General features: G+C 60.2%; 10 protein-coding genes. 4 read left to right on the top strand and 6 right to left on the bottom strand.

Annotated features, from left to right (window positions below):
- From nagZ to asnS, 3 genes are all read left to right on the top strand, one after another.
- The coding region (gene nagZ, locus B5G40_RS16195; RefSeq protein WP_087400664.1) for a beta-N-acetylhexosaminidase at positions 1-1105 on the top strand (1105 nt) is incomplete at its 5' end.
- Between the two features lie 24 nt (positions 1106-1129).
- Positions 1130-2578 carry an APC family permease gene (locus B5G40_RS16190; protein ID WP_087400662.1) on the top strand — a complete coding sequence of 483 codons (1449 nt, stop codon included), beginning with the start codon at positions 1130-1132 and terminating at the stop codon, positions 2576-2578.
- A 49-nt stretch (positions 2579-2627) separates the two neighbouring features.
- A complete protein-coding gene (gene asnS, locus B5G40_RS16185) occupies positions 2628-4022 on the top strand; it encodes an asparagine--tRNA ligase (protein ID WP_087388517.1) in 1395 nt (464 codons plus the stop codon).
- A 63-nt stretch (positions 4023-4085) separates the two neighbouring features.
- Here asnS and B5G40_RS16180 read toward each other — a convergent pair whose 3' ends face one another.
- From B5G40_RS16180 to B5G40_RS16160, 5 genes are all read right to left on the bottom strand, one after another.
- Positions 4086-5369, bottom strand: coding sequence for a glycosyltransferase (locus B5G40_RS16180; RefSeq protein ID WP_087400660.1), 1284 nt, complete (start codon positions 5367-5369; stop codon positions 4086-4088).
- A gap of 69 nt (positions 5370-5438) precedes the next feature.
- On the bottom strand, positions 5439-5654 hold the full coding sequence (locus B5G40_RS16175) for a hypothetical protein (RefSeq protein ID WP_242959474.1): 216 nt from the start codon (positions 5652-5654) through the stop codon (positions 5439-5441).
- A 13-nt stretch (positions 5655-5667) separates the two neighbouring features.
- Entirely contained in the window at positions 5668-5832 is a 165-nt protein-coding gene (locus tag B5G40_RS17050) for a hypothetical protein (RefSeq protein ID WP_162614488.1), read from the bottom strand.
- A 234-nt stretch (positions 5833-6066) separates the two neighbouring features.
- Positions 6067-7872 (bottom strand): threonine--tRNA ligase, encoded by a 1806-nt coding sequence (thrS, locus tag B5G40_RS16165; protein WP_087400656.1) that lies wholly within the window; start codon positions 7870-7872, stop codon positions 6067-6069.
- 738 nt (positions 7873-8610) lie between these two features.
- Positions 8611-9969: an MFS transporter gene (locus B5G40_RS16160; RefSeq protein ID WP_087400654.1), complete on the bottom strand. Its 1359-nt coding sequence runs from the start codon at positions 9967-9969 to the stop codon at positions 8611-8613.
- A 281-nt stretch (positions 9970-10250) separates the two neighbouring features.
- On the opposite strand from B5G40_RS16160, the gene B5G40_RS17510 reads away from it, so the two are divergent.
- Positions 10251-10379: a hypothetical protein gene (locus B5G40_RS17510; RefSeq protein ID WP_275533065.1), complete on the top strand. Its 129-nt coding sequence runs from the start codon at positions 10251-10253 to the stop codon at positions 10377-10379.
- A gap of 153 nt (positions 10380-10532) precedes the next feature.
- On the opposite strand, the gene B5G40_RS16155 is transcribed toward B5G40_RS17510, so the two are convergent.
- Positions 10533-10926: 3-keto-5-aminohexanoate cleavage protein (locus B5G40_RS16155; protein ID WP_143383446.1), on the bottom strand; the 394-nt coding region annotated here is incomplete at its 5' end.

Raw genomic sequence — 10926 nt, 5'->3', positions numbered from 1 at the left:
CACCCCGGAGCCTACCCCCACCCCTGACCCGGTGGCGGAGGCTCTGGCGGCCATGACCACCCAAGAGAAGGTGGGCCAGCTGCTGGTGGCGGGCATCGGGGGAACTGGGGCCGGTGAGGATGGCCTTCAGGCGGTCCAGGACTACCAGGTGGGCGGCGTGATCCTCTTTGGCCGGAACGTGGAGAGCGCCGACCAGCTGGCGGACCTGACCAACGAACTGAAAGCGCTCAACGGCGACAACATCCCCCTCTTTCTGTGCGTGGATCAGGAGGGGGGACGGGTGGACCGGATGCCCCCGGAGGTGGACGACCTGCCCTCCGCCTATGACTATATCGCCGGCGGAGGCGATCCTCTGGAGCGGGGGAAGGTGCTGTCCGCCCAGTGCGCCGCATTTGGCTTCAATCTGGATTTCTCCACCTGCCTGGACATCTGGTCCAACCCGGACAACACCGTCATTGGGGACCGGGCTTACGGCAGCGACCCCGACACGGTGACCCGGGTGGGGCTGGCGGTGAACGAGGGACTGGAGCAGGGGGGTGTGATCCCGGTGGTCAAGCACTTTCCCGGCCACGGGGATACCAGCACCGACTCCCATGTAGATCTGCCGGTGGTGGACAAGACGGCGGAGCAGCTGAAGGAATTTGAGCTGATCCCCTTCCAGGCAGCCATTGACGAGGGAACCCCCTGCGTCATGGTGGCCCATATCCTCATGACCCAGATCGACCCCGATTTGCCTGCCTCCCTGTCCCCAGAGGTGGTCACCGGCCTGCTGCGGCAGGAGCTGGGCTTTGACGGGGTGGTGTGTACCGATGATCTGACCATGGGCGCCATCTCCAATACCTACGGCATGGGGGAGGCCGCCGTCATGGCGGTGGAGGCCGGGTGCGACCTGCTGCTGGTGTGCCATGAGACGGACAACCTTACCGCCGCCCGGGACGCCCTGCTCTCGGCGGTGGACGCCGGCCGCATCTCTATGGAGCGGCTGGACGAGAGCGTCTACCGCATCCTGTCCCTGAAACAGGAGTACGGCCTTACCAACCACCTGGTGGGCCAGCCAGACATCGAGGCGCTCAATGCCCGGATCCAGGCGATCTTGCCCCAGTAACCTGTAAGAAAGGGGTACATAGATATGGAACAATCTGGAAAACAGTCCATCAGCTTTTTCGGCCTGGTGGCCATGGGCATCGGCTGTATGCTGGGCACCAGCTGGCTGCTGCTTACCGGCACCTGGCTGGACACGGCGGGCGGGCCACTGAATCTGGCGGTGGCCTTTCTTTTGTGCATCATCATTGAACTGCCTTTTGCCTTCGCCTACATGGAGGCCATCCCCATGTTCCCCCTGCCGGGAGGCGAGGTGGTGTACTCCTACGCCGCCTTCGGACCCAGGGGGGGCTTTGCCGTGGGCTGGGCGGGCATCCTCATGAACACCATCGTGTTCTGCTGGGTGGATCTGGCTGCCATCTCCCTGCTGGACGAGCTGTTTCCCGCTCTGAAGGAGACTGCCGTCCTCTACCATGTGGGGGACTTCCCGGTGACCCTGCCCAATCTCATTCTCCAGCTGCTGCTGGCGGGGGCCATCCTGTGGGTGCAGATCAAGGGGGCCAACGTGTGCGCCTCCCTGGCCAAGATCGCAACCGTGGTGCTGCTGGTCATGTGCGCCGTCGGGCTGGCGGTGTGCTTTGCCCACTTCGACCCGGCAGTGTATGCTTCGGACGGAGGCATGGAGTTTGACTTTGCCGGTTCGGCCTCCCTGCTCTCCCTGCTGGTGTTCTCGGTGGCCGGGTGGGAGACGGTGTCCAAGGCCGCCGCCGACGCCACCGGCCCCGCCGCCCGGAAGGCGGGGGCCGCCCTCATCACCTGCCTGATCCTGGTCACCGGCATTTTGTGCCTGGTGTCCACCGCCGTGGCGGGCAATATGCCCTGGCGGGAGGCGGTGGGCCGCACCGCCCCCTTTGCGGACGTGCTGGTGTCCATCACCGGCCTGCCCTGGGTGCGGCTTTTGTTCCTGGTTACCGCCTTTGTGGGGGCGGTGGGCGTGATGAACTCCACCCTCTACTCCTCCGCCCAGATGCTTTACGGCCTGTCCCGCTTTGCCCTGGTGTCCCGGAAGTTTGCCGTCCTCCACCCCAAATACGGCACGCCGGTGCGGTGCATCTGCTTCACCGCCGCCTTTGTGGTGCTCACCCCCTTCACCGGCAAGCTGTTCTTCATCCCCTTTATCAATGTGGCCTCTTTGACCACCATTGTCATGTGGGTCATGTCCTTTGCCGCCGTGCTGTGGCTGCGGAAAACCCGCTCCGGCCTCCGTCGGCCGGTGTCCATGCCCGGCGGGAGGGTGACGGCGGTGTTTGGCGTTCTGGCCTCGGTGTTCCTGGCGGGCAACATCCTGCTGCCCATGAGTCCCGGGGCCCTCAGCGGCCTGGAGTACGGCCTGGCGGCGGCTCTGGCGGTGCTGGGCTGGGTGCTCTACCAGTTCCGGGACCGGTCCGTGGGCGCAGCGGAGCAGGAAAAGCTGATTTTCGGGGACCTTCTGGCGGGAGAATTGCCCCCGACCCCTTGCAAAATCGAAGAAAAATGATATACTAGTGCCCACTGAGGTTAAATTTTACGAATCGAGGGAAATGGAAATGGAACGCACCAAAATCGCACAGATTTTCGCGGACCAGGAGCAGTTCGGCGGCAAGGAGATCACCGTCTGCGGCTGGGCCCGTACCATTCGTGATATGAAGAGCTTCGGCTTTGTGGAGCTGAACGACGGCTCCTGCTTCAAGAATTTGCAGGTGGTCCTGGACGCCAATGTGCTGGACAACTATAAGGAGATCGCCGGTCAGAATGTGGGCGCCGCCCTCATTGTCACCGGTACCGTGGTCCTGACCCCCGAGGCCAAGCAGCCCTTGGAGATCAAGGCTTCCAAGGTCCAGGTGGAGGGCACCTCCACTCCCGACTACCCCCTGCAGAAGAAGCGCCACAGCGTGGAGTACCTGCGTACCATCCAGCACCTGCGGCCCCGCACCAACCTGTTCTCCGCCACCTTCCGGGTGCGCTCCGTGGCCGCCCACGCCATCCACTGCTTCTTCCAGGACCGGGGCTTTGTGTACGCCCAGACTCCGCTGATCACCGCCTCTGACTGTGAGGGCGCCGGCGAGATGTTCCAGGTCACCACTCTGGACCTCCAGAACGTGCCCAAGAACGAGGACGGCACTGTGGACTATACCAAGGACTTTTTCGGCAAGAAGGCCAACCTCACCGTGTCCGGCCAGCTCAACGCCGAGAACTTTGCTATGGCCTTCGGCAACGTGTACACCTTCGGTCCTACCTTCCGGGCGGAGAACTCCAACACCCAGCGCCATGCCGCCGAGTTCTGGATGATCGAGCCTGAGATGGCCTTCGCCGACCTGAACGACTATATGGATACCGCCGAGGCCATGATCAAGTATATCATCAACACCGTCATGGAGAAGTGCCCCGACGAGATGAACTTCTTCTCCTCCTTCGTGGACAAGGGCCTGAAGGAGCGGCTGGAGCACGTGGCCAACTCCGACTTTGGCCGCGTCACCTACACCGAGGCGGTGGAGCTGCTCAAGCAGAACAACGACAAGTTTGACTACAAGGTGGAGTGGGGCTGCGATCTGCAGACCGAGCACGAGCGCTATCTCACCGAGCAGATCTTCAAGCGCCCCGTGTTTGTCACCGACTACCCCAAGGACATCAAGGCATTCTATATGCGCCTCAACGACGACGGCAAGACCGTGGCTGCCGCCGACTGTCTGGTGCCCGGCATCGGTGAGATCATCGGCGGTTCCCAGCGTGAGGAGCGCCTGGAGCTGCTGGAGAGCCGCATCAAGGAGCTGGGCATGAACCCCGAGGACTACTGGTGGTACCTGGACCTGCGGCGCTACGGCTCCTGCCGCCACGCCGGCTTCGGCCTGGGCTTCGAGCGGATGGTCATGTACCTCACCGGCGTGTCCAACATCCGCGACGTGGAACTGCATCCCAGAACGGTGGGTAATGCCGACTTCTAATTTCAAAGGAAAGAGGGCCCCGATGGGGCGCTGCATCGAGCAGCGTCTCATCGGGGCTCTTTTTTATCCCTCCAGCAAAGGCAGCAGCTGATTGTGGCAGATCCACTCATCGTTGTACCGGTTGCGTACGATGGTTTTGGCGTTCAGGCTCCGGTCCTCCCGCATCAGATTGACGATGGCCCGCCCGTGCTCCTCATAGTAGGCCTGCTCGGAGGGGGAGTAGCTCTCGTAGGTGTCAAAGCCGAAGTTACGGGCGTCCCACCGCATGAAGTAGGCTCCCAGGCTCTCTCCCAGCTCCTTCAGGGCGGGGACGGCCTGGTTGAGCACCAGGAAATTGCCCCGGCTGGCGGCCTCCAGCACAGTGAGGCCGAAGGACTCGGAGTAGGAGGGGCAGATAAACAGGTTGGACAGCTGGAACAGCTCAAACACCCCCTGCCGGGGGAAGCCGTCGGGGAAGCCGATGTCCGAGGTGAAAAGCAGGTCCTCGTCCCCCAAACCGTACTTTTTGCCCTCGGTGCGGATCATGGCCTTGTAGACTTTGGGCGGGATGTCGGCGCTGGGAAAGTCGCAGAAGATGACCTTGATGTCCTGCTCGGTGGCGGTGCGGATGGCGCCCGCCAAGGCGGCCACCTTCTCCAGCCGCTTGCCGGTGGTGAGCCGGGCGGGGTAGACCGCCAGCAGGTCGGGCCGGGTCAGATCCATGTGCCGGGCCACCGTCTGTACCGCCTCACTCATGGAGGGGATCAGGGGCAGGGTGTTGTACACCACGGCGCACCGTCCCTCCGGCACGTCGTACTGTCGTGCCAGGGACGGGATGCCCGAGCGGGTGGGGTAGATAAATTTGGTCCGGGGCAGGTCGGTAAACCGGGCGGAGAAGGGGTATTCCATCTCCTGGGGTCGGGCCGCCGGGAAGGAGTGGGTGAAGGCCAGAAACTGCAGGTGGGGCAGCTCCTGCTGTGCCTTGCGGACCGCGATGTTGTGGACCAGGTGCCAGCCCTGGTAGAGAATATCGTGGAGGATGCACACGTCCACATCCTTTAAATGGGTAACAAGGTCTTTGGCAATGTGGTCGGCCTCCTCAAAGAAGGTATCGTGAACCTGTCCGGTGGGGGAGGAGTAGTCGTGCCACTGGATGGGCTGCCCGTGGAGAGTGTTGGTGATTTTGACCCACTCCAGCCGCTCATCTGCAAAAATGCCGGTCCGCTCCCCATCGGGGCAGGTTTCACTGACCAGCATTTTCACCGACACCCCGGCCTCCAGCAGCATCCGGATCTGGTCGGCCGCCACATTCACCAGGGAGTAGGTGGGGGACAGGCCGGAAAACATGGTCACCAGAGCAACCTTCATACCAAATACCTCCTTGTCCAGATGGAGAACTGTGGCGCGGCAAAGGATTCTGCCGCGCCACGGTTGGATTTAGGGCATATCGCCGTCACAGAGGCAGTCGTCAAAGAGCTCCAGCTTCTGCTTCAGAATAAGTTCCAGACCGGAGACCGCGTCCACCATGGACTCCACAGACTTATTAGCCTGCAGAATGGTCTCGGTTCTGAGATCCTCAAAAGATAAGATCTTTTGCAGCTTCTCCCCCTCGGCGTTGAGAATGTGGGACAGGGCCGCCTGCTGGAGGGCCACCGGCTCAAACAGGTCAGTGATGGCCTGACTCCGGGGCTGCGGGACCGCCGTGGTGGTGGAGGTGGTGCTGGTGGTGGAAGTGGTAGTCGTAGTGCTGGTCGTGGTACTGGTGGTGCTGCTTGTGGTGCTGGTGGTCGTGGTCGTACTGGTAGAGCGACCATCTTCTGGATCTTCTCACCCTCGGCATTGAGGATGTGGGACAGAGCGGTCTCCTGAAGCGCCACAGACTCGATGATATCGGTGATGGCCTGGGTACGGGTGGTGGTGCTGGGCGTGATAACGGGCATTCCCATAATAGCGTATGCTCCTTCAAGTGTATTGAGCGTCTGCTAGCAGTATGCTATGCCCACCGGAGAGAAGGGGTGACAAAAAAGAGCGCTCCGCATGATGCGGAGCGCTCTTTGAGAGGAAATCAAATCTTCTGTTCAATAGACTTGGCGTCAACCTCGTCCTTCAGCTTCTCCACGAAGGTATCGAAGGCCATGACGGTCTGCTCGCCCTTGCGGTTGCGGACGGCCACCTCGCCGCTCTCCACTTCCTTGTCGCCGATGACCAGCATATAGGGGACCTTCTCCAACTGGGCCTCACGGATCTTCTTGCCGATCTTCTCGTTGCGCTCGTCCACCTCCACGCGGAAGCCCTGAGCAAACAGCTTGTTCTTCAGCTCATAGCTGTACTCGGCGGCGCGGTCGGTGATGGGCAGGATGCGGATCTGCTCGGGGGACATCCAGGTGGGCAGGGCGCCGGCGTACTCCTCCAGCAGGTAGGCCAGGGTGCGCTCGTAGCAGCCCAGAGAGGTACGGTGGATGATATAGGGGGTCTTCTTCTGGCCGTCGGCGTCCACATATTCCATGCCGAACTGCTTGGCCAGCAGCATATCGATCTGGATGGTGACCAGGGTGTCCTCCTTGCCGAACACGTTCTTGTACTGGATGTCCAGCTTGGGGCCGTAGAAGGCGGCCTCGTCAATGCCGATGGTGTACTCCACGCCCAGGTCGTCCAGGATCTGGCCCATGACCTTCTGAGCGGTCTCCCACTGCTCGGCGGTGCCCTCGTACTTGTTGTTGGGGTTGGCGGGGTCCCACTGAGAGAAGCGGAAGGTACACTTGTCCAGCAGGCCCACGGTGCCCAGGCAGTACTTGGCCAGGTCCAGGCAGCCCTTAAACTCCTGCTCCAACTGCTCGGGACGGAGGATCAGGTGGCCCTCGGAGATGGTGAACTGGCGGACACGGATCAGGCCGTGCATCTCGCCGGAGTCCTCATTGCGGAACAGGGTAGAGGTCTCGCCCAGACGCATGGGCAGGTCACGGTAGCTGCGGCCACGGTTCAGGAACACCTGGTACTGGAAGGGGCAGGTCATGGGCCGCAGGGCGAAGCACTCCTTCTCCTCGTCGTGGGGATCGCCCAGCACGAACATACCGTCCAGATAGTGGTCCCAGTGGCCGGAGATCTTGTACAGCTCCCGCTTGGCCATGTAGGGGGTCTTGGTCAGCAGGTAGCCCCGCTTCTGCTCCTCGTCCTCCACCCAGCGCTGGAGCACCTGAATGGTGCGGGCGCCCTTGGGCAGGATGATGGGCAGACCCTGACCGATCACATCCACGGTGGTGAAGTAGCCCAGCTCACGGCCCAGCTTGTTGTGGTCCCGCTTGAGGGCGTCCTCACGCTGCTTCAGCCAGGCGTCCAGCTCGTCCTTCTTGGGGAAGGCGATGCCGTAGATGCGCTGGAGGGTCTCCCGGTTGGAGTCGCCCCGCCAGTAGGCGGAGTTGCAGGCGGTGAGCTTGATGGCATTGCCCTTGATGCGGCCGGTGGAGTCCAGGTGGGGACCGGCACACAGGTCGGTAAACTCGCCCTGCTTGTAGAAGGAGATCACCGCATCCTCAGGCAGGTCGTTGATGAGCTCCACCTTGAAGGGCTCACCCTTCTCCTCCATCAGCTTGAGGGCCTCGGCCCGGGGCAGCTCGAACCGCTCCAGCTTCAGCTTCTCCTTGCAGATCTTCCGCATCTCGCCCTCGATCTGCTCCAGATGCTCGGGGGTGAAGGAAAAGGGGGCGTCCATATCGTAGTAGAAGCCCTCTTCAATGGCGGGACCGATGGCCAGCTTTACCTCGGGCCACAGGCGCTTCACAGCCTGAGCCATCACATGGGAGCAGGTGTGCCAATAGGTCTGGCGGTATTCAGGGTTCTCAAAGGTAAATTCGTTCTTGACTTCTTCGGACATAAATAAAACCTCCTTGTAAATTGGGGCGGAGGGTAAAGAAAACGCCTCACCCCTGTCAGTCAGGGGTGAGGCGTAAGAAACGTCCCACGGTTCCACCCTGCTTGCATAGAGCGCGGAGGCGCCCGGGAGCAGGTGACTAAGGCCGGAGCGAAGCGAAATACCAAAAAGCAAAAGGGCTTTTTGGTGTTTTGCGCAGTCGCAGGACTTAGGCGCCGTCGCGGAGGGCGCGCAGCGTGACTTCATGCCGCTTGTGACTTTCTATAACGGGAAAGCCCCGGCCCGGTCGTCCCGGGCGGCTCAGGAGTGGTACGGCCGCTGCGTGTCGTGGAACCCTTCCACCAAATGGGCTCCTCTCTGTCCGCCGCTGTGCGGTTTCTTCTCCATCATCGCCATTTTAACAACGAAACTATAGCACCAAACCACACGGCTGTCAAGCCAAAATCGGGGAAAGAACCGGCGAAGGACCGGGAGAAAAATATGGGAATTGAAATTAACAGTTTATTCACAATGAATACACGATTTGGCCTTATTTACAGGGTATGATACAGACAGATTCAGAGATGAATCACAAGCGAGACCATCCTCCCAAACCAATTCCTCTCTTATCCCTCTCCAACACCTTTGCAACACACACAACACACACCCAAAAAGCCCCGACCGTACGGTCGGGGCTTTTTGGTGTCTGAACAGCAAAGGGGCGCGCCGCAGTTTCTGCGGCGCGCCCAAGAGGGGGTAAACTTACTTGCCTGGGTGAGCGGCCTTCCAGTCGCGGTTGAAGCGATGCTCGTTGACGATGAGCACCAGCACCACGTTGACCAGAGCCACGCCGGCGAACACCAGATAAGCCATCTTGATCTCGCCGCCGGTCATCTTCTGCACCATGCCATTGACCAGGAAGCACAGAGCAGTGATAGCGCCCTGGATGGGGAAGATCACGCTGTTCACCTTATCGAAGCCCTGACGGCCGAAGATGGAGGTGGGCAGGGAGGTGGTGAAGTTGGCGGAGCCGCCGATGCCCATGGCGATCATGAACAGGGAGATGTACACCAGGGGGGAGGAGCTGTCAGTAGCGCCGAAGTTGCACAGCAGAGCGATGGCGTACCACACGCCGAAGCCAACCATGGTCTTCTTGGTGCCGATCTTGTCATCGATGATGCCGATGATCCAGGAACCGACCACACCGCCCAGGGCCAGGATGGTCATGACGTTCATAGCGGCCTGGGGAGTGAAGCCCAGCTGAATGTTACGGGTCACCAGCTGGCTCATAACGCCCACAGAGCAGATCTGGAAGAAACCGGTGGTGATAGCAGCCAGCCACAGCTCCTTGGTGGCCAGCAGCTTGCCGGTGGTCCAGCCGCCGTCGCCCTCCACGGCGTCGGTGGTATCGTACTCGTTCTTGTAGACCTCGTCGGAGACGTTGTCGGGGTTGATGCCGCGCTCCTGGGGAGTGTTGCGGATAAAGAGCATACCCAGAATGCCGAGTACGATGGCGGCGATGCCGATGGGCACGATGCCGCCGGGGAAGTTTGCGCCCACGTTGGACAGGTCAGCGCCGCCCACGCTGGTGGCAACAGCGGTGGGGGCAATCAGGATGGCAACCAGCTGCACATAGAAAGCGGAAGCGAAGTTGTGGCCCATGGTGGTGTAGCCCATGACCACGCCTTTCTTCTTGGGAAACCAGGTAGCAACCAGGGTGCCGCCAGCCACATAACCGGCGGACATGATGCTGCCGTACACGAAGCACATGGCAATGGTATATACGGCAATGTTGGGAGCGCTGCAGGCAATGATGTAGGTGATACCGGAGATAATACAGCACACGCCGGAGGTAATGCGGGCGCCAACCTTGCGGTTGATCTGGCCCACCACGATGAAAAACACCACGCCGATGATACCAGCCAGGGAGTTCATATTCATGATGTCGCCCTGCTCCAGGCCCAGGCGGGCGGCTACGTTGGGGGCTGTGATGTTAGCGCCGTCGTTGCACATACCAACGTACAGGAAAAACATCAGCAGGCAATAGATGATGACGACCCAGCCTGCGCCGAAGTTGACGACGGAATTCTTGTTTCCGTCGCGGAGATTTTGTTTCGCCATTTATTTTCCCTCATCTCTAAATGGTTTGGATCAGGACAAGTGCCGGCAAGTCCATTCCTTGTTGCAGCTATACTTTATCGATTTGGAGGCTTTTGTGCAATCCCCACAAGTTGGTGAGTTACTAACCAATAAGTGCATAGTAACCAAGAAGTGAGTGCCTGATTTTGTATAAACTACATAAAATGATAGTTAAAGATTTGACAAAGAGGTGCGAATAAATTTTAGTATAAATTATGGAATGTTCAGTATGCACAAATTTCGGATATAAAATTTGGAGGCGTATGGCGGCAAACCTGCATAACATGAGGGCGGCGCAAAAAAACGCACAAAAGCAAGCGGTACAGTTGGTCATTGTGCAATGTGTTCAGAAAGAGCGTGAAGGCGCTGTAAACGCGGAAAAAGCCAAATGAGTCATTCTATACACGGGGCGGAAAAACGACGTACAGAGGCGCTACGGGCCTCACAGAGGGAACGCCTGACAAAAATCAGAAAAGGACCGGGAAACCGGCACGGTTCCGCCGCGTCGGTATGCTCCCGGTCCTTTTGCAGGAAATCTTGTGAAATTACTTCAGGCTGAGGATCTCGCGGGCCTCGGCGGGCGTGGCAACCTGCTTGCCGAACTCCTCGATGACGCGGCGGGCGCGGTCCACAAACTGGACGTTGCTCTGAGCCAGCTGACCCTTGGCGTACATGACGTTGTCCTCCATGCCCACGCGGATGTGGCCGCCCAGGGCCACAGCACCATACAGCATGGTCATGGCGGAGTGACCCACGCCGAAGCAGCTCCAGGTGGAACCGGGGCACAGGGACTCCATGGTCTCCTTCATGAAGATCAGGTTCTTCATGGTGCCGGGGATGCCGTTGGCGCAGCCCATGCAGAACTGGAAGTGGAGGGGCCCCTTGAGGACGCCCTTCTTCAGGTAGTACTGGGCGTTGGCGATCATGCCGGGGTCAAAG

The sequence above is a fragment of the Flavonifractor sp. An9 genome, from assembly GCF_002161245.1.
Lineage (GTDB): Bacteria > Bacillota > Clostridia > Oscillospirales > Oscillospiraceae > Flavonifractor > Flavonifractor avicola.
This window is presented reverse-complemented; position numbering and strand designations above follow the sequence as displayed.